Annotated in this window: 11 protein-coding genes; all 11 read right to left on the bottom strand. The window is 41.6% G+C overall.

The window, feature by feature from the left end; all coding sequences use genetic code 11:
• Window positions 1-15: 15 nt before the first annotated feature.
• Window positions 16-1,266, bottom strand: a complete 1,251-nt coding sequence (locus JW984_04485; GenBank protein MBN1572436.1) for a hypothetical protein — start codon at window positions 1,264-1,266, stop codon at window positions 16-18.
• A gap of 184 nt (window positions 1,267-1,450) precedes the next feature.
• Entirely contained in the window at window positions 1,451-2,356 is a 906-nt protein-coding gene (locus JW984_04480) for a hypothetical protein (GenBank protein ID MBN1572435.1), read from the bottom strand.
• 528 nt (window positions 2,357-2,884) lie between these two features.
• Complete coding sequence (locus tag JW984_04475) at window positions 2,885-5,785, bottom strand: Hsp70 family protein (protein MBN1572434.1); 2,901 nt, start codon at window positions 5,783-5,785, stop codon at window positions 2,885-2,887.
• A 1,085-nt stretch (window positions 5,786-6,870) separates the two neighbouring features.
• Entirely contained in the window at window positions 6,871-9,723 is a 2,853-nt protein-coding gene (locus JW984_04470; protein MBN1572433.1) for a hypothetical protein, read from the bottom strand.
• Between the two features lie 422 nt (window positions 9,724-10,145).
• Window positions 10,146-10,430, bottom strand: coding sequence for a hypothetical protein (locus JW984_04465; protein ID MBN1572432.1), 285 nt, complete (start codon window positions 10,428-10,430; stop codon window positions 10,146-10,148).
• Between the two features lie 53 nt (window positions 10,431-10,483).
• Window positions 10,484-12,007, bottom strand: a complete 1,524-nt coding sequence (locus JW984_04460; GenBank protein MBN1572431.1) for a hypothetical protein — start codon at window positions 12,005-12,007, stop codon at window positions 10,484-10,486.
• Between the two features lie 181 nt (window positions 12,008-12,188).
• Window positions 12,189-13,463: a hypothetical protein gene (locus tag JW984_04455; GenBank protein MBN1572430.1), complete on the bottom strand. Its 1,275-nt coding sequence runs from the start codon at window positions 13,461-13,463 to the stop codon at window positions 12,189-12,191.
• A 423-nt stretch (window positions 13,464-13,886) separates the two neighbouring features.
• Entirely contained in the window at window positions 13,887-14,747 is an 861-nt protein-coding gene (locus JW984_04450; GenBank protein MBN1572429.1) for a WG repeat-containing protein, read from the bottom strand.
• Window positions 14,748-14,942: 195 nt separating this feature from the next.
• Window positions 14,943-19,076 (bottom strand): WG repeat-containing protein, encoded by a 4,134-nt coding sequence (locus JW984_04445; GenBank protein ID MBN1572428.1) that lies wholly within the window; start codon window positions 19,074-19,076, stop codon window positions 14,943-14,945.
• A gap of 126 nt (window positions 19,077-19,202) precedes the next feature.
• Entirely contained in the window at window positions 19,203-20,201 is a 999-nt protein-coding gene (locus JW984_04440; GenBank protein ID MBN1572427.1) for a GTPase domain-containing protein, read from the bottom strand.
• 120 nt (window positions 20,202-20,321) lie between these two features.
• On the bottom strand, window positions 20,322-21,203 hold the full coding sequence (locus tag JW984_04435; protein MBN1572426.1) for a GTPase domain-containing protein: 882 nt from the start codon (window positions 21,201-21,203) through the stop codon (window positions 20,322-20,324).
• Window positions 21,204-21,718 lie beyond the last annotated feature (515 nt).

The raw sequence follows: 21,718 nt of genomic DNA, 5'->3' as shown, positions 1-21,718 counted from the left end.
ACTTCATTACAGGATTTACACGACTATCACTTCGCCTTCAAATATGTGATTTCCAATCACTATCGTGGGTTTTGTGAGATAGACCACATGCCCCCTATAGTTGCTCAGTTTTTCGCCATGACTCTCTATCTTCTTATTGATGGCATCGATTATATGCTTTTTGGATTTGACATACTCGATATTCTCATATTTTTGCGCATTAAATTTCTTTTCCGGGTCATTTTTATCACCGAGCCTTGCAAATCTTCCTATCTTCACATCGAGGGAGAGATTCAAATCATAGACCGTCTTTTTGAAGGCTTCAAAGGTATTCTCATCGTTTGGATTCCTCTTGAGCATCTCTTCATAAAAGGCCCTGTAGAACAGTGCAACGTCGTTTGCCTCGTTCACCTCCAGATACTCCCGAGTGCCCAGTCCATGAGTGGATTTGGAAAAATCCTTCCACTCCCTGCTTTTCAACAGGTCATCGAAACCCCCTTCAGACAGATAAGATCTCAGCCTATCGACCTTGTCATCCACCTTTTGTTGAAACGTGAGAGGGATAGGGGGAATAGGGGTTACCGTTTCCTCTTCTTTATCATCCGGCGGAGGGACAGGCTGTTTTTTCTTCACCGAAGATGGATCAATTTTTGCCTCTAAATCATTAACCTGCTGCCTAATATTTTGAAAGTCTCCTTTAATTTCTCCGAAATCATCACCAATTTCAGTAATTCTCCTGATATTTGCATCTATTCTTGTCTTCTCCGTTTGCAGATCGTATTTGATGGATTCTACTTCTTTCTTCAATCCTTGCAGATCGCTTCCGATAGATCCTATTTTTAGAAAAATCTCTTCTAATAGTGTTTCGGTTTTTTCAACATCTTCAGCGGCGCCGAATATTTCTTTATCTTTTTCCTCACGAGTTCTTTTCGGTTTTCTCATTAGCAGAAGTATCGAAAGTGCGACGAAAAGAACTATCAAAAAGACAGTCAATTCCCCTCTAAATAAGATTGGACCATCCGGGAGCTTTGCCAATCCATAGTCAAAAATCAACTCGAGTCCATTCAGGCATTTTAATAAGCCGTTCTTTAACGTTTCTTTTACAGCCCCCAATTTGCCCTGATACCAGAATAATACAAATACAAATACCAAGATAGTAGATAAAAGAATTGCTATAATAGACAGGAAAAACCTTGGTCTACTAATACTCTTTATAAAACCATAGGCCTTCTTTTTTGTAAAATCCTTTAACCTAAAACACCAATCCCTGACATTATTGGTATACACCTTTCCTCTCCTAATATTCTATTAGCCCAAGCGAAGATTTTTAAAAAATACGAAACGCCATCAATTTCTTTTTCACTCTCTTAAAAAAACCTCTGCTCTCTTCAGATTTAACTTCTTCAAAAACGGGAATGTCTTCATCGCTATAGGAGCGGGATTCGGCATCATCCTCTTTGGCCTCGCGGCCTTACCTGTCGTCTCTCTTCTTGAGGAGTCTGCTATCTCCGGCTGTGATCCCTTCACGCCCCTCTTCTTCCATTTGAGATTCAAATGAAATGCCCCTCTTCTTCAGTTTTTCCTTTATGTCACTGATCTCCGACGAGTTCTTTTCGAGCGATTCTCTAAAATCCTTGATAACGGCGAATATGTCCTTTCTATGCTGATATATTGAGGCCCCCCCCTTTTCCAGCCTGTCAATCAACATAATCGCTATAAGGATAAGCACGATAATGACGACGACGAAGACGACCGCCTTCTCCGTAAAACCCAACCCGGCAAAAAGGCCCTTTTGTTTTATCGACATCTCTCCGCTGATGGTGTCCAAGGTCACCTTGACCCTCTCCTGGATTAGTTTGTCGCTCAATCTTACGGTGCAGACCGGAAATATTAAAGCGTTATCCCTCTTTTTAATCCTCTTGGAAAGGTCCGCCAACACGCCAATAGATTCCTCGTTTTTTCCTCCGCTTACTTCTAATAGTTCGCCATCTTTATCCAATTTATATCCATCGGTCAATTTGAGGGACCCGTCTGTCTTTAATACAAATCCGTTGGGGAATTCGACACTCCCGTCAGTTTTAGTTTTCACTCCTAATATAAACAGGCCTTCCGGGAGCCTTACCGCCCTCTTGCCTAAAATTAACTTGTATCCATTCTGGTATCTTATGGAGCCGTCCCTCGACTCGACAAGCCCGTTCTTGTATCTAATTAATCCGTCACGCCTTAAAATCGATCCCTCATAACCCTTATCGATCAGCTTTACTGTACCGTTCGGTTGGACCTCACATTGTATTGTTTCCTCATCTCTGCCTACGATTTCCTTATCGCTGACCAACTTGAAGCCGTTCGGGAACGTCACCGTTTTATTAGTGGCCAACAGGACTATCCCCCCGGGAAGCAGATATGTATTCTCGCCCCTCTTTGAATATTCTCCATCCTTACGATGATCCCCCTCAATAAGCAAAGTGCTGCCAGGAATCTTTATCGAATTTTTTTGTTTGTTTAGAACGGTTCCGTCCGGGAAAGCGACTGTCGTGCCGATCGATTTTCCAGTTTTTTCGGTCGGCGGAATATCCGTGCCTGAAACACCCCCCTTTTCACCCCCTGGATATTCCCTTTGCCCCAATGACACCGCCAGTGAAATCGATACAAATAAAATAAAAATAAAAGATAGAAGAGTCGGAAAAAAATAGAAACCTTTCTTATTCATTTTTATCCCCTTGAAATCTGTTTGCCCGATCCCCGTGAGTAATTATGATAATTGCCAGAACTCCCTCTAAATTTTTACCCGATCCCTTTCAATATAGAAAACCTAAGAACTAAAAACTTAAGGATTACCGACCTAAAATAACTATATCTTGATCTCTCCAATATTTAACAAGGCACCAAAACCCTGTATCCCCTTTTATTTTGGTGAAAACGTTACTTTGCCCTTATCATCCACTTTCATTATCAGTGTATCGATATTTCCATCGTTCTTTACCTTTATTTGTTCATCGTATTTCTCCGGAGAACCGACGCCTTGATTGGCATAAATATCTATTCTAAACTCACTGGAACCTTTTTTTAGGCCAAGCTTTGAAATTGGAAAATCTTTGGGTTCTGTAGGCAACTGAGAATGGCGCTCTACCAGCTTCCTGTACTTAAGGTTCTCTATCTCCACGATATCATCACCAACCGTGCTCTTCGACACATTCACAAGCAGATCGTGGGGAATAGTCGTCATTTCTTCGACCTGGCCGAAACCCAAACCGTAGATAAACGCCCCCTTGGCGACACACTCCTTCGGCTCAGGGATTATATTTACTCCCTCCAAGGTGTATATCCCCTCATAGTGTTTATCTATCACATCCGAAGTAATATTATAAATTAGGTCGAGAAAGCCTATCAAATGGGAAGATCCCCCGGCCAACAGTATTTCGACATTATTGAATTGGAATTCCAACTTCTGCCGTGAATACTCAATATCATTAAATATATCTTCGATAACCGCCCTAACTCTCTTTTCCAGTCGATCATGAATAATCTGCCTCATATATTCATTATCTATCTTATTCATCAATTCCGATACCTTAAGGAGGGACAATGACCTGTTAAATCCATCCGGATCATCAAGACTTAATTTTAATCCCTCCACCGGACTAACTTCAATTTTATCGAACACACGATTAATCAGGTTGCGATATAAATCGAGAAAACCCACGATTATTCTTTCCCTGATCGCCTCTTTTATCACCTCCAAAACGTCCTCACGGACTTCATTGTCAAATATCTGTAAAATAAGGGCCTCTTTATCTTCTTTGCTTGTCTTCTTACCTGATAAAACCTTAATGATCTCCTCCGAAATTTCTCCCTCCTTCTTTTCGGTCCAATCCCCGTTGTTCAGATCATTGTCTATCGAGGCGATTCTCTCCTTGATAATTTCACCGCTCTTATCGATAAGGACTTCATATATCCACTCATTGATGTCTCTTCCCCCCAACGATGAATCTCCACCGTTCCCAATTTCTTTATAGGGCGGTTTTTCGCCCTTTTCCACATCGAAAGGATACGACAAAACCGCCGTAACATCCGTTGTCCCGCCGCCAAAATCATAAATAATTTTTATGCCGTCGGTGACATTACCTTTGTACATCTCTGTATGGTAACAAATCGCCGCAACCGATTCAGAGACGGTCTCGATTTCAACGTCTTCGCCGAACAGATGACTCAATGCGGCCTTAAGGGCATCTCTTATTTTATTTTGCCATGCTGGGAGATAATTTGTAGGAACGGCTATACATGCCTTGGGTATTCTTGAACGGGTTATTTTATTATCTTCAAAATAGCTTATTGTTCTCCTGACCATTTCCTCAATAACAAGCGAAGCAAGTTCTTGAAACGTTTTCTTTTTCATTGAAGATATGGGTTTCTCCTTTGCGGTTTTTAAAGCCAGTTTCAAATCCTTCAGCTTATTTTCTTCTTCATCATCAACCATCAAATAGATGTCAGAGCCGAAATGAAATCTCCCCAAGCTGTCATCATATCCGATTATGCTGGGCATTATATTGGGCTTTTCGTAGTTAGCCCTTTCTATCGGCAAAACGGTTACATTACTCGGTTTTGGATCGATTTCCCAAACAGCATGCTTTTTCACGGGCAGTGAAAGGGCTACACAAGAGTTTACCGTTCCGAAGTCGATGCCGACGGAGCGATTATACTCCTCCTGTTCAAATGCGTTTATTGAAAATATATAGACATTATCTCTTTTCCCTTCCTCCCCCCTCAAATCAAGCTCCGTGATATAAAGAGAGCCCGATTGCTCTTCTTTGGCAATAGTAAATTCAATGTCAAAAATTCGCGTCTTTGAAATTTTTCCTTCTTCCAATCCCCTGTCAATTTTCATGAATTCAGGAGTCTCGTAAGAATTAATAATGTTTGATCTCCTGAAAAACTTGGCTCCTTCCTCGACAAAAGGAGTAAGCCTGAATTGTCTGGCCCTTTGCCCTCCATTCGGAAAGTTAAATACCGCAAACTTCTCCTCCCCTTCCTTAACAGTTTTATATGCCTCTTGCCACAAAAATCCCTCATCGGTAAATCGTCTGTACTCCAATTTAAGTGATGGCAGCTCATAACTTACGACCTTGATCTCTTCGGACAATGGAATATAGGAATCATAATTTTCAATTCTCAGTTGAATATCCAGTTGATGCTCTTTCGGCTTAATATCTTTACAATCTAAAATTATTTCAATCTCGTTTTTATCACCTTCGCCTAAAAGGCTGATGTTATTATCCCACTCACCCAGGGTTTGAATCTTGCGGATCACTTTTATCCCGCTTATTTTTGCATAACTATCGTTGTCAAGAATTATGGGGATTGCGAGTTTGTAGCCGTTATGCGGATCCATCTCATAATACACATCGACAGGAGTTTTAATTTTGGGGAGGGAAAAGACCTTGATTAATCTATCATTAAGGGGTTTTATCTCTTTTAAGTTCCTCTCTATATCAATGACAAATTCCAATCTGTAGTCAGAGGGATCTTCTATTTTATTTAGAGGTACAGCCGTATCAACCATTCTCTCAAGATCGATATCCTCATCCAGATAGGTTTTGCCTTCTGAAAACTCCCCGTAGTACTTGACTTCGCAGAGCTTTATTATCTTATCACCTCTATTTTGTACGCTTACAGGAATTACAACCCTCCCATTGTCGTCAAAATAGAAGGCATCGCCTTTAATATCTATGCGATAAAAAGGTTCGCCACAATCGGTACAGTAGAGATTATATGGTTCTTCATCAAAACCACAGTATCTACATAACATATCTCCCCCTTAACCTATATTTTTCCGAAGGAACAAGAGCCCGGTTTCACCAACTCAATCTAGTTTGGATAGATCGTCTCTTTATCTACAGTCAAAACAGCTGCTTTTTTTACTCAATATTTACAATATGTTATCAATCAACTAAGAACATCTCCATCTATATGGCACCCCCTATCGCCCTGAAACCGTAATAAGGTCAAAGGAGATTGAAAACCAGTCACAACGAACTCATAATACAATCCCCGCCTTATGAGGATTTCAATTCCTCTTTCAAATCACCGTTAGTCATTTCACATTGAATAAAGCGATGTCTTCACATCAATTCTTACTTAATTCCATCTTTAAACAACAACCAAAACAATTTATGGTTTCTCATTCAAATGAATTTCCGAGTATCATCTTTATCCGAAAATACCATTGCGGACAGAAAGGATACAATATTTTCAAAGCCGTGAAGGGAAATTTGTCCCTAAAATGAAATACCGTATGAAATACCTTGATCTTTTTACGATAAAAGATCTATCAAACGAAAAGACTACCTTTAACCAACCAATAGGCATTTTATAAGGCAACGAAGAATTATATAAAGGGTAAAAATTCTTATAACGACGTCCTTAAAAAACCCAATTCTACAAAGCGAGATATTACGTTAAAGAGATACACCCCAAATGAAAAGGAGCAAAAACCCTCCTTTATTTGAGCCTTATAAAACCGACAAATTAAATTGGAGTAGTCTTTAAATACCAATCCACTCCAGATATTGTATCGCCACATGTCATGCTGTTTTATGATCTTAATATCCGGCTCCTCAACAGAAAACAAAACCTCGCTTCAAAGAGACCTCAATCCTTATAAAGCAAGAAGCTTAAAAACGGCGCCGCATAAATCACAGGAGAACTAAGTTAATCCGAAATGGCTTAAAAGGCTCCAAAAAAGATTTTATACGCAGCGAACACATATATCACAAAGAGGGCGAGGATGGGGATCAACAGTATTCTCTTGTTTTTCTTCACTTTTTTCCTAATGGCCCTTTGTGACTTTAGGGTAACCGCCGTTACGACAAAATCATTCATAAATATCCTCGTCTATCGTCTTTTCGTTAATGCCCTTTTCTCATCCAATATTCTGTCAGGCAGAGGCGTCATTCCTAATTTCTGGAAGTGCGCCTTCATGTCCGAATCACTGCAGATAGTCCTTATCTGTTCTTCGCTTACCTCGGCTACAAATCCCCGCAGTTCTTCCTCGATTACAGATGCTAAATCGCGCTCTCCGGCGGCAATTGACCTAAGCCTTTTTTCATCCTTGAGATTAACGTCGACCGGCTCGCCGCCGTATTCCACCCGAAAACCGGGATCTTTATTGTCAATCTGTATAAGCTCGGGAGCATGGATGGTTTTCTTAATTACCTTTCCCCCCTTCCACTTAAATCCCACATTGGAGATGAAATCCCCCAGCCGCTTCAGATTGCTGTAGCTCTCTCTCCACTTGAGGTCGTAAGCCCTTCGCCCCTCCCTCCAATATTCCTCGGTTTCGCCTTCGGCAAATTCGTCTTTATAGAGGGAGTCCTCATAACATCTTCTAAAATTGTCAAAGTCCTTTAAATCATCATTGGAGAGAATCCCCCTTTCCTTATGGATGAGGAGCATGTGTCTTAGATCGGGAATCTCGAATTCATGCGAGTTATTAAAGTCAAGTATACCCCTGTTTTGCAGGTGATTCTTGTAGTCGCGGATACCCCCCCCGGATTCCCCGACAATGTAGTTAGACATAAGATTATCGGAAACTCCCGTATATAAGCCTATGAGGCCGGAGTGAGTGCCGGTGAGATATATCCTCATAGGCTCGATCGATTTCGAGGCGTTTTCAATGACATTCAATTCGGGAAGCGCGGATATCTTTCTGCCGGCGCTCTCGTCCTGACCAGGGAGCGGCTCCGTCATCTTTACGATCAAATGATTTTTAATATCTTCAAAGGTATTTGCCGCTCCCTTTTCTCCGTTGAGACTCCGATAAAGGTTTCTCTGAATTCCGAGGGCCTTTTTCCCGAGGACCTTTGAGCGGTTATCGAGCCCATCTCCAAAATACATGAGAAATTGCTCCTGAAGATTCCTGAGGTCACCTTCATAACTCCCGGTAACGTACATTCTGTAGAGCGGACGGTATTTGTCTTTTACCTCTTCAATGACCTCGGCCTTCCTCTTGCGGAAGAACTCCAATACCCCCTTTGTCGATTCCGTCCCCTGCAGTTTCTCCCTGAGCTTCTTAAACTCCTCCCTCTTCTTCACTATATACTGCTCGATCATCTCGCTCTTAATATATTCATATAGGACCGACTCCTTCAAATCATTCAACAAAATATAAAGGCGATCGCGCAGCAAGAGGTCTCTCTTTGCAACCCCCCCGAATTTTTTATTTATTTTCACCGCCTGTTTGTTCACATATTCCTTCCAGTGCTGTTCAATGTAAGGTTTTTTTCGGGAATATTTCAACTGCTCCTCTTTGGCTTTTTCGACCTCATCTAAAAACGCCTCTATATATTCAAGATTCTCGACATCGTCAAATAAAACTGCGAGCTCCTTTTCGAGGCGATCTTCAACCCTTTTATGTACTACAGGAATCTGACCTACCATTATCTGGTAAAAATCATAAGAGAGCTTATTTTTAATACCGTTTATGAATTCATCTTCGGTGATCTCCTCCCTGTCAAGGGGGCCTATAAACATGTCATATGGATCCATCCCCGTAGAATCAAAGGAATCATAGGCCTCCTTTGCCAGAACATTTACAAAGAAAATCTCTGCATCATCTTTAACCGCAGCCCTGGTAATGGACCTCTTCTGATAATTGGCTTTCACGTCCGAGTAAGACTTTTTGTTGAGAAATCGCTCTCCCACTATCCTTTCCCCAATATCACAGGCCGCCCCCTCGAGGATCGAGTACTTCGGATAGATAGCGGCGGAAGTCCCGAAAGTCAGATACCTGACATTTGTAAGAACCTTTTTGACATTGACGGCATTTGCCCGGCGGGGAATCTCAAGGCCTATCAGACTGGTAAATATCATAAAGGAGACCGTATTGTAGAGGGTCTTCAACTTGTGATCGAATGTCTCTCCAAGGGGGTCGCCCGTGGCCCATTTGGTGCTAACAATATATATGGCGTCATAGGGTGTTTCATTCCTGTAATTGTCAAGCCCGCTTCCGATACCCGGGAGTTGCTCTTCATAGCGGTTATCGGCGTGCATAAAATATGAGAGCTCCTTGAGCGCCATGTATGCGTTTGCCCTGTGAGCCCTGCCGCCCCCCTTTGCCTCATATCCATCCGGGACACCAAGAATGCCCGTCAGATGAACCGATTTACCGCCAGCGATCGATTTAATAACATAGGCGAGGTCGATGAACATGCCGGAACAGGTGCCGCCGGTGAGCGTTCCGACGACATAGACATTCACGGGATCATTCTGCGGATTGTAAAGCAATTGGACTTTTTCACCATATTGTTTTGTAAGCACCGCCGGTGAGATTACGCGGTTAATCTGATTCTCTATCATGTTCTTGATGTTTCTTTCGTACATCAAGTCTCTCCAGAGGACGAGACGGCCGGCATATCTCATGTTTCCGGCCCCCTTATCAAGCTTGGCGATCTTTTTATCGCTCCCCTCAGGAATCCACGTAGTGTCCTCAGGCTTGAATTCTTCCTTAATCTTATCAATAAAGCGGGTAGTATCACCCGAACTAACGGCTACCTGGACATATCTGATATCATCGCCCGCAGGAGTGGGTTTAGCCCTTGCACCAACCGCCGTCTCTATTGATACATATTCGATCGGATCGAATTTGTTCACGCCAAAGGTCTCGTACATCAGCTTTTGTATTCCTTCAAGGGTATCCAGACCGCTGCTTCCGACACCGATGACCACCGTAGGAGTTAGAACAGCCATGAACGCCTCCTTAATTATTAGTAGTTTACCTTATTGTAATATCCCCTGATTCTCACCAGGTAGAACACCACCGTGATAAAATAGAAAATGATCGTATTGACCGCGAAGGCCAACCAGGGTCGTACAATAATATCAATAAAAGGGATAAACTTGATAATAAACGAAAGCCATTTCCACTCACTTTTCACACCCCATGATAGAAAAGTCAACAGGGAAGTGGTCAAAATAAGGGCGAGACACCAGAAAAACGACACATGGTAATCCTGAGACATGTGCCTGCTGCTTGTCGGAATACGATTGAAGATATTGGCGAATATAAAAGTCAGAATAGCGGCAAATATTGCAATTATCACAATAAGCCACCACATATTCATCAAATTATAAAATGTAAAAGCTTCATTTTCCATGATATATTATTCTCCTTAAAATACAGGGCCACTATGATCTTTTTCCTTATCCCTTTCATTCCCCTCCCAATCCCTTTTAGGTCCTTTTTTATCTCCAAAAATACCTATGAAGTCACGCATAGTCTCTCTAATCGCCTTAGATACAGACTCCGGACCTCCCATGGTGAAAAAGTAATACCCTACGACAACCAATACCATAATCAATAACAGGACTAAAAATACTCCTCCCCAATTCGTTATCGTTCCCCCTGGAGGACCACCACCGTCCGTAAATCCAATCGTTAAAATTAGCCGCCACATATTTACCTCGCCATTAGATTTAAATGCCTCCACCTCCGTGACATACTATTCTACTAAAATATAGGGCCATTATCATCATCCTCCTTGTTTCTTTCATTCCTCTCCCAATCCCTTTTTGGCCCTTTTTTGCCTCCAAAAGCACCCGTAACGTCACGCATGGTCTCTCTAATCGCCTTCGATATTGACTCCAACCCCCCCATGGTGAAGAAGTAATAACCTCCAAGGCCCAACACCCCGATCAATAACATAATCCCAAACACCTTTCCCCAATTGGTTATCATTCCTTTCGGATCATCACCCGCTATAATGTTTCCGTCGGCGTCTTTCACATATACGCCCCAAGAGTAGTTGCCCCAAGACTTCAGGCTCCTGCCCGGGATGGTATAGGACGTCTTTTTTATATTATCTACATTCACTATCTCTTTATTGTTCACCTTAAACTTGAACTGATACGTCACGCTCGGAGGACAATCCCCAACAATCTTCCATTGGCAGGTAAGATCCTTTCCACCCTTCAGCCGGTAGCCGTCGGGCGGGAATATATATACGACATTACAGGCACCCCCCTTCACGGAAAAAGACCTCTTCCCGGACTTGGAAGTCCTCCCGTCGGGGCTTGAGGCGACAACCTCCCAGCTGTAGTTTCCGCTCTTTTCAAATTCTTCTCCCGAAACGGTACAGGAGGTGGTTGTAACCTCCCTTGTCTCTATAATCTCTTCGCCCCTCTTCAGTTTAAAGGTATACTCCAAACCGGACGGGCATTCCATCGAGGGATTCCACCTAAACGTCAGATCGGTCCCGAGGACGTGCTTGTAGTTGTCGTCCGGAGACGACAGCATGACTTGACATTTATCTTCACCGTTCTTTTTTTCAACCTTCCAGACGCTGAGATATATCTCCTGCCCCCTGCATCTGCTTCCCCAACCGGGGTGCTTCATGTTCAGCACTTCGGTAATCCGATACCTGTTCGTTATTTTATTCAGGACCGCCTCCGACTCCGGCGGAAGACTCCCGGAATAGTCATCGAAATAGTCCGACAGGATGAAAATGTACTTTGGTTCTTCTATGCCGTTTTTGTTTATCAGCCGGTCGGCGGCAAAATTCCTGGTCAACTTACTGTGCGTCCCGTTATAGGGGACATCATCCGTTGGGCCGGATAAATCGACGCCAACCGGATATGAAGAATTTAAGAAACTCCTAACCTTCGATTTGTCGTACCTAAAGATCTCCGTCTCCGAATCCAATATCGCCGTGCTCGTGCTGTGGAACCCGACGGTCAACACATACCCGTTAAAGCTGTCGTTCTCTATTTGATTCAAAACCTCTTTCAATCCCTCATCATGGGTATCCACCGGAACGTACATCGTGCCGAGTGAATCCCATTTCCCCTCTAAAAACAGCCCCTCTATGTCACTTCTCACCTCCTTAAGCAGCTCCACATCACACGCCCTGTCCGCCATGCTTGACGTGTGGTCAAACAGTATGGCTATATCGGCACCGAAAGCGCCAAAGGGGACGAAAAGAATTGCGAGAAATACAAAAATAATTGCGGAGAGGTTCTTAACCCTGATATTCATTTTTTTACTCCTCCTTGAGGTTAAATCTTTAAAACCAAAAGATACTGTACTGTCAAATTACTTCAGGTCTAATTAAACAACATAATACAAAAGTTAAGTTCTTGAAAAAACACACAATTATGGGCTTCAAAGCGTTAATCGAAAATTATGAATCTCTCGCTATCGAATGTAATAAGAATCCTTAAGGATTTACAAGAGCCACAAATGAAATGTAATCCTCATAAACCATATATAAATATTTTTCATAAAAAAAGAAACCCACGAAAAGATCGTCGTTCTTGTTATCCCGTATTTGCCATAGTGAAGTATCTTCACATTTTTTTGTATCCAAAATTTTCACTTCGCCGTCGCATAAAAACAAGACATCATCGGCTATCGACAGGGCATTCCAGTGGCCATTGTTTTTTACCGGTATTGCTTGAGCCCTGGCTTGAGTATCACCGATTGCAGGATTATACTTGATCGTGCAGAAACAGGTTTCATCTTTTGAGACAATAACTCCGTCACTAAAAGGGAGTGGAGGATGAAGAAAATATTTTGTTTTTAGATTTCTTGAAAGTTTATCAACCTCTGTAATTACCGAATATCCGGTCTTGAACTCGCCGGTTAAATCCTTGATTATCAGGGATATGCTGTTTCCTGCACTCAAGCACAACAAATACATCATGTTTTCTATAACACAAGGCACGGAGGATTCGATAATTTCAGCATCATCAAAAATGTCCTCGTCACAGCCGTCCACGCCAAGGGAAGGCAGTGATACCCTGGAGATCTTATGGGATTTGCTCAAGACGATAATTTGATCTGTTTTTGGTGAATATACTATCTTGCCTATGGCGTCATTTTTGGCGGCAAATAATTCCCCTACTGTAATCTCCGTTCTATCTTCAATCTGATGATACTTGTTGATTGTCAGAATAAAGAGGGCGCTGTTTTTTTTATAGGGCAATACGAGAAAACTCTTTTCCCCGCTCTTTATTCCAATCGGGTAAGTATGACTTATAAACTCATTTTTTTCCGCCTCTTCTATCTCCGCATCGCTTTTCCCGATATGATACCTTATTATGCTGCCGTTTGTGGGGTAATACACATAAGGTGGCATAAATACGGCCGATGAACTGTGTACAACACCACCGGGAACAGCAAAAACGTCATCTATCACCCCACTCATATCGTGAATGTTATTCAGGCGGGTAATCCGAATCTCATTTCCGGTAAAAGAGATCAACCTTTTCTTATCGATTAACGGATTGCCGAACGATTGTATGTATGTACTTTGGGGAATTTTTTCGCTCAATCCAGTTGATTTAAAAGGAATATATCTGTTCATCATATTGTTTCTGTTTAATCCGCTCCAACCGTCGTCACAAAAAATATGCCCGCAATTCCCACAAAAAAGGGCCGTGTCTCTGTTTTCAAAAGCGCATTCCGGATCTTGGCAAGTTATTTTTGTCATAACGTTTACCTGTAACTTTATAAATTCCTGTCAGTCTTCAATTAGTCGCTAATCATTGGATAATAAAAAGAAAATCGAAGTTGAGGGCGATTTGTGACCTGCATCACAGATTTTGTATAACACAAAAAACGATTCAACACAACAGAATTTCCTGTATATAAATTTTAAGTATTTTATTGAAATTATAATATAATTGCTCACTATGTTCAGTTATGACATCTTAAGACTTAATAATTATCCCACTTTTATATAACATGTCCCATTCCCTCCAAGTTCCATATTTGCGAGAAAAACCCTGTATCCATTCAACGCATTAATGTATACAAAAACAGATTAACGTAAAAAATCTCTATGCCGCCCAAATCACCATACAACCATACAATATAGGTGTCTTTAATTTCATCCGAATATAAAACAATTTCTTCAGGCAATTGGATTTTTAATGTAGCCCCATTTCTGATCAGACAATACGGGAGCCAATCCCTCCGAAAAATTGCCCGCATCCGAGAACTGCGGTTTGATGATATAACCCCCTTTTTTATCAATAAATCCCCACCCTCTACCGAAAACCTTAACGGCAGCAACCCTCTCCGAGAATATCTTGGCCCTTTCATAGTTGTCCAATATAACGGGTGTCCCCTTTTTGTCTATATAACCGTACATATTTACAGAGGTGCGCACGGCGGCGAGATCCTCCGAGAAGGCGGAAACGGCAAAAAATCCGGGCTTGATGACAAAAACACCGTCCTTGCCGATAAATCCCCACATCTTGGAGAAAAACCTCTTTACAGAGACGGCGGCAAGTCCCTCCGAAAACTCCTCTGCATCCAAAAACTGGGGCCGGATCATAAAATTTCCCTCCTTATTTATAAACCCTACTTTGTCATCAAGCTCCGCAGGGGCCAAATGATCGGAAAAAATTGCGCCTTTACTTCTCCAGTCGTTTGAGATGCTTGGATAAACGACCATCTCGGATGACTTGTTGATATATCCACATCTATCCTTTATTTTTATTTCGGCTACTCCCTCAGAAAAACGATAGGCCTTATCAAACCGGGGCTCAATCATAAAGTCTCCATCCCTGTTGATGTATCCCCACCTGCCATTTAAGGAAACGGCGGCCAATTCCTCCGAAAAAGAAAGCCCCTTTTCAAACCTTGGCTTTATTACAATGTTTCCCATCTTGTTAACGTAACCCCATTTGTCCTTTATCCTGACCGCGGCAAATCCCTCGGAAAAGGAATCCGCCCGTTCAAACCGGGGCTCAATTTCAATATTGATCATGTTATCTGTATTTTACAATCTTTTAGTTTTGGACCGATCAACAGATCATGTAATTCAATATCAAACCTGTTAAATGAGACCCATCCCCAAAACGATGTTTAATCACTATTATCTTAAAATATTATCCCTGCCCAAGCGCAGCTCCATCTTCAATCATATCGGCGGACAAGGATTTGATCCTCTTTGCATCATCTTTCAAACACTCCCATCCCTGTAAGAATCGACCTTCAGAGGATGGCTGATATATCCCCATTTACCCTCAATCATTACCGGTGCGAGCCCCTCGGAAAAGTTCCTGACGGTTATAAATCGTGGGTCTATTACATATTTTCCCGACTTGTCAATAAAACCCCACTTCCCCGAATACTTTCCGCCCGAATGCCTTACAGCGGCAAGGCCTTCCGAAAAGTCCAGGGCATCCTTGAAGCTTGGCTTGATAACGAACTTCCCCCTGTCGTCAATGTATCCCCACTTTATATTTCGAATCGATTTCACCGCGGCAAGTCTTTCAGAAAAATTACGGGCCCCAAAAAAACGTGCCCATATAATATATTTACCTACGTTATTAATATAGCCCCATATTTTTATAGGGAATTTGGATGGCACCACCGGCGCCAGGCCATTCGAAAAATCTCCTGCCTCGCGATAGTTCGGCTCTATACAAAAAAATCCTTCCTTATCAATATATCCAAGATTTTTACCTTTCGCCACCATGCACATACCCTCGGAAAAAGACCTGCCCCAACCCTCCCAATTGTGGTCTACATGAGGCGTGGCGACGATCTTAAAAGACTTATCAACGTAGCAGATCTTCTCCTTCATATCCACACCGGCCACCCCCTCGGAGAAACTGGATGCGTCATTGAACAGAGAGTCAACAATAGGCTCCCCTTTTTTGTTAATGTACTGCCACTTCCCGCCGATGTAGACGGCGGCAATCCCTTCAGAAAAATCATTGGCCTTGTCGTACTTCGATTCAATAACGGCTTCACCGTCCTTATTTACATAACCCCATTTCTTTTTGACTTTTACGGCGGCAAGGCCCTCCGAAAAACACTTTGCATCGTTAAGCTGCGGTTCAAAAATAATATAGACAGATTTACCGACAAAACCATGTTTAGGATGCATCTCGTTTCTGTCTTTATTCTTTTCTATTGAAAGATAGCCCTCGGTGTCACCATTTGGCCCTTTACCGTTATCATCTTCTTTAAAGGCGTATATCCATGTAGCAATTACCCAGTATGCACTATCTTTACTCAGGTTCTTTTGGTAGACCAAAAGCTTGTCCTTCAGCGTTTCAATGATTTCGTCTGCCGTATGTTCGTCTCTTAGAGACAAAATTTCTTGTGGGAAATTGCCCTTCAAAGCCTTGATCAGGAATTTTTTCTTACGCCAATAATCATTCTTATCCTCTTCCTCCAAAAAAAATTTATATTCGAGATTACTGATTAATTTTTCACAATTCCTGTCGTCGAGGATAGAGTATCCTTTTTCCTTGATCAATTCCCTGAGCTGCGATTCCAGAATATCCTCGGCGGTAACAGAAACCAGTCTTGTCGAACAGTCAGGACAAAATATGGAATTTGCTTCCCTTACTCTCCTTCCACAATCAGGACACTTTTTCATGGCACTGCCTCTTTGTTTTTCTAATAAACAATATTCAGGCTCTCTAAATACATCAACAAAATTTATATCTTTGAATGTCTCTATTATGGTTTCCCTGCCGACGGTCCAAGATATGTTTGCAATAAACTCCCTGTGATAATTAATATCTAATATATTGGAGAAGAACAAATCCCTCGTCCAGATGCTCCTTTTAAGCTCCTTCATAACTACATTTTCAACTTCACTCCTTGATAAAGCCCCTTTTGCAAATCCGAGCCTTGAAGTCAGGAGAGCTTCGCCAAAACGGTCGGCTTTTTTTCTCTTCGCCTCTTTGGAAAAGAAGTGTAAATGCTTTATATAGAAATATTTACTCCATTCATCCCGCTCAAAAAAATCCCCGATTATCTCCGGAGTAATTTTATTCAAATCCCCCCTTGGCATATCCACGCCCCTGAGGACAAGCATCAAGATCGAAAAGGCATTTAAGTACTTCAAAGAATCCGACTCCGTATCGTACAGACCGATCTTTATCTTATTATGCTCCGGTAAAGACAAAAGACGCCACCCCGGTTTGTCGAGCAGGTCCCTTCTCCTTGAAGTAATACCTTTATATTTCTTTAGATTCGATTCGTCAACAAATGCCTCGTCAATCATAAGCCCTATTTGCGAATCGGAAAGGGTCAATTCGCAATGACTCGGCATAATCTCTTCTAAAAATTCCAACTCTGAAACGTTCTTGACCACAAAATTTTTAATCTCTATCTTCGACTCAAAAGATTCGAGAACCTTCCTTACAAATCCGGTATCAATCTCCTCGCCGAGATAACCTTTGATATCGACCTTTTCGCCGTTCAGAATATCCGACAACAATATTAATGACTCATCCTTCATCCATCTGATGTCTGCCTTTTTTGCATTACAAAGCCAGAATTTGAATATATCGAACAACTCCCTTGAAATGACATTAGCAAAAGAGCCTTTACTATATCTTCTTTTTATTGTCATAAAAAGCCGTTGAGATACCTCGGGATCAATACTAATCTTTTCCCTTATTGCCGAAATTCCTACCTCTGAAAATACTCTTCTATGATCACCTCCCCTCAAATCTTCACGTTCAAAACCGGTAATAATGTAAGTATACGGCTGTCCGATCAGGGATTCTATCTTGTGTGAAATCTCATCTTTCTCCCTTTGGTCTATCTCCTCCCATCCAAGGAGCAAGATGCGACACATAGTTTTTGTGGGCAATTTGTTCAACTTGACCAATTGAGCCGCCAAACGCTTACTCTCTTTGATCAGATCGAGACTTGAAGCGGTATCAGAATATTTCCGATTTATTAATATTTCCAACTTGGTATGCAGTCCCCTTCTCCGGGACTCTTCAGCCATCAAGTAGCTGTCAAAAATGTTTGCTTTTCCAATCAGCAGATTTAGATTGTCTAAATTGTCTTTTGTGGCACAACGAATAAATTTTATCAGCTCATTATCGTCGGACTTTTCTCCCGATAACAATCTCTTTACAATTTTTTGATATTTCCCTTCGGGAAGCGAATTAAAAAATCTTTGAGTTTTTTTATCTACTATCTCTAAAAGGGAAAACCAGATAAGCTCGAGTTCCGCATCCTTTAGCCACTCCCTTAACCAGTTGGCCTTTCCGCCGGTCGAGATCAAATCGTACCAGGGGTTGTATTCTCTAACGGTGGCAAACAAGTCATCCAATACATTTACAATCCCGGTCACCCGTTCTTCCGGCACATTGATATCAGAAGATTTCCGAAATTCCTTAATTCTTTCCAACTTGGATACAACTCCGGATATCTGTTTGGAAACTTCCTTCCAGGACAAGCCAATGGGGATTGAGTCATAGCTTTCAAACTTGGGCAGCTTCTCCGCCACCGTGTCCACCAACTCACGATAGGTCGAACAACCAGAGCAGTTTTCCTCAATCCATCCGTAGTAGTACTCACCATCGGAAAAATCATGCTCTTCGGTGTCTTTTCGCTCTCCCTTAATAATCCTGGCCCCCTTTAATGCCCACATCCCCATCCCGATCGCAACGGATCCGTCCATATTGGTCAGTCCCGCCCCGAAAGGAATACGCCACACAAGGGTCAAGGGAAGCGCGCAGAGAACCAAGTTGACTGTCGAGAGGAAATTATCCACTTCCATTGCCCAATCCTGCACACTCAAAGATTGTCCGGACATCACGATCTTAAGTGGTTCGGATATCTCTTCAATCCATTCATCCGGAAGTCTTTTGTCCAAATGTTTATATGATGTCGTGACAGGCTTCAGGGCCATCTCCTTTTCAACCATCGGCTCCATCCAGGGGATATCGGTAGACATTACAACAGGGGGGTAGAGAACTCTCTTTGCATCTGTAATGATATAGTGCCTGTGATGATAGAGCCTGAAAGGTGGTTTGGCCGGGCCTCCATCTTCCGACCTCATTTGCATACGGCCGACGATAACATAAGCCTTATCGTCAATAATGTGGGGGCGACATACAATCCCTCCGCCCCTGTTCAGCCATGGATATTCGTGCCACTCGAAGACGTCACCGGAACCGAGTCCGACTCTGTCGTAACGACAATATCTTTCCAGCTCCTCAGGAAATCCCTCAGATTTTCCGATACAATCATGGTCCGGACCAAGGATTGGACCGTCCGGATATTTTACGAGCTTTCCAAAAACATATTGGTGCCACGATAATGATTCTGACATCAAAACACCTATGAAAACAGAAACGCCACCTTAGAAGCTACCTTTAGCTGTCAAAATTCTTATAGAATTTCAATAGTCTATAGACTATAGACTATATCGGTAGACTTGAGCGAGGTATTAAAATTTTTAACCCTTCGCCTTAACGGCCTTTAATCTAAATAGAAAACGATAAAAGACGCTGAACTTTCCCATAATCCATTCTTTGAATTGCTGAGAGTTTACACTATACTTTTTTACCCCTTTTACACCGCCCAATACCATGAATAAAAATGGCTCGACTACATGATAGGGCATCCAATTATTAATTACATCCTGGTCATTGTACTCTTTGCCCCATAGAAGCAGACGGTCATTATTTGAGTTATAATTGGCATAGCCCTTTGTTTTTAGAAATCCATAAACCGAGGACCAGCAAATCCCCAATTTAACTCCTTTGCAGTACATATCAAGACAATTCAATCCCGATTTCGGGATAAAATCCTTTCCATATTTCAGAGGACTTTCGTTCAATAAGGAGCCGTATGCCTTCTCTTCTCTATCGGCAAACAACTTATCCGACTTGTTCAGGCAGACAACGACCTTTTTAGGTTTGTTTTCGATCTTCCCCAGAATCCTTGGGAGATTGGCCCAAAAATCAAAGGCAGCGTCGTTGTCATTCGCATCGAGACAGGCGATAAATCCATCCGCATTATCTAAAGAATCCACCAGCTCTTTTGAAAAGCCTGAGGCCTTCGACCAATCATGATCATTCTTTGCTGTAGAGGGGAAAGACAATGTCCCGGGGAAATACAGGACACGAAAGCGGACCATCTTTTTACCCAAAAACCATTTAAGACGAGAGCCCCTTAATTCAAGATCAAAAATGTACTCGGTGATTTTATCTATATTTAATTTCGGAAGTTCTCCCTTTTTTATTGTTATTTTGTATTGATAACAGAGATTTTCCATATTACTATTCTGCGGGAAAAAACCTATATTTACTCCGGATTCATATTTATTCCAATTTAAGAAAGCTTGTTCTATAGACCCAAGGATTGCCATCTTGCCGGAATGGAGCGGTCCGATGATTCTAATCTCCTTGACTATTGGAACAATAGACTTCTTTTCAAAAACCTTATTATTCATAATAACTCCTTCTTATATCGTTATTTCTGAAAAAACTCCCACAAAAAACCATCTTCTCTTTTTATCAATTTCGGAATAGTATATCCACTATTTGCTTTTTTCTGCAATATAAAATTGATCTTAAAGGAATTTAATCCCTCTGCTTATTCCGGTGGCAACAAATAAAAAGGGCTCAACTATCTGATAGGGTGTCCAATTATCCATAACTTCTTGTTCCGTAAAACCCTCCCCCCAATATCGTAACTTGTCTTCCTTTTTGTTATAATTTGCGTTTCCATCGCTCTCGATAAAGCCGTAAGCAGAGGTCCAGCATATGCCTACCTTTGTTTCCTTACAATGCATATCTATAAACTTTAATCCTGTTTTACCCAAAAGCTCCGTACCCCTCTTTATGGGATCCTCACTTTCTATTTCTTCTAATGGATTGATATATCTTTCAGCAAAATATCTGTCTGCTTTTGTAAGGCAGATTACAAATCTATCAAACTTTTTCTTCCTTTTTCTTAAAATAGTAGGGAGTATGGCCCAGAAATCAAAGGCGCTTTTTTCATCAGTAGAATCTATGCATACTATAAAGCTGCTCGCTTTTTCCAAACGATTTATAAGATCATTTCTACGTTTCTCTATCTCATGTTTATCAAAATCAGATTTTTTTTCTAATGAAGGAATGAGATCTCCTCCAGGACCATCAGTAAAATTGAAACGTATCCCCTTCTTACCTAATAACCATCCTATACCGGTTCTTCTAAACTCTAAGTCAAAGAGATAATTTGAGAATCCTGCAGATCCAGTTCTGGGCAGATAACCATTTTCTATTACTTGCATCTCATACAATTCCAATAGTTCTTCCATCTCTGTATTGACGGGGAAAATACTTAAATTAGTACCGGTTTTCTTTTCATTCCAGTTTAGTATCGCCCGCTGAATAGACGCTATCATTGCGGTCTTGCCTGACTGTGAAGGTCCAATAATCAGTATCTCTTTCTTTTCTTTTTCTTCCATGTGTATATTCCTCTTTCTTTGAAAAAACCACTCTGAAATTTCAACGAAGATACATATTTATAATACAAAATTTAAAATTTTTCAAACAAAAAACATATCTCATTTTTTAATAGGCTATTTTTTAATGCTATAGTCTGCTTATAACCACTCCTTCATCTACAGCGATTATGACAATCTCTTGTATGGCGAGAATCCAAACGCAATCGGCGGACACGGCATCAATCGGCTCAGAGGTCCTGTCAATTAATTCCAACAAATCAACTGCAAACCGTTTCACGCTTGATTATCTAAGATATTTTGCAAAGCAAGTAATGCTTTCTTCGATCATTTTTAGCAAACAAGTTATTCGCCCGGCAAGTTCCCCCGTTTGCCTCTATAAAAAGCCCTCCCGAGGATATTCACTTTCGGTGCCGTCTTTTAAAACTACTAATAAACTTCACAATAGTGAAAGCAATAGAAAAAACTTTTTGAGGACATATCGACTCGGGTACCCACACTATATTATTTTTAATGAG

Origin of the sequence: Candidatus Zymogenus saltonus (genome assembly GCA_016929395.1) — a bacterium.
Lineage (GTDB): Bacteria > Desulfobacterota > Zymogenia > Zymogenales > Zymogenaceae > Zymogenus > Zymogenus saltonus.
This window is presented reverse-complemented; position numbering and strand designations above follow the sequence as displayed.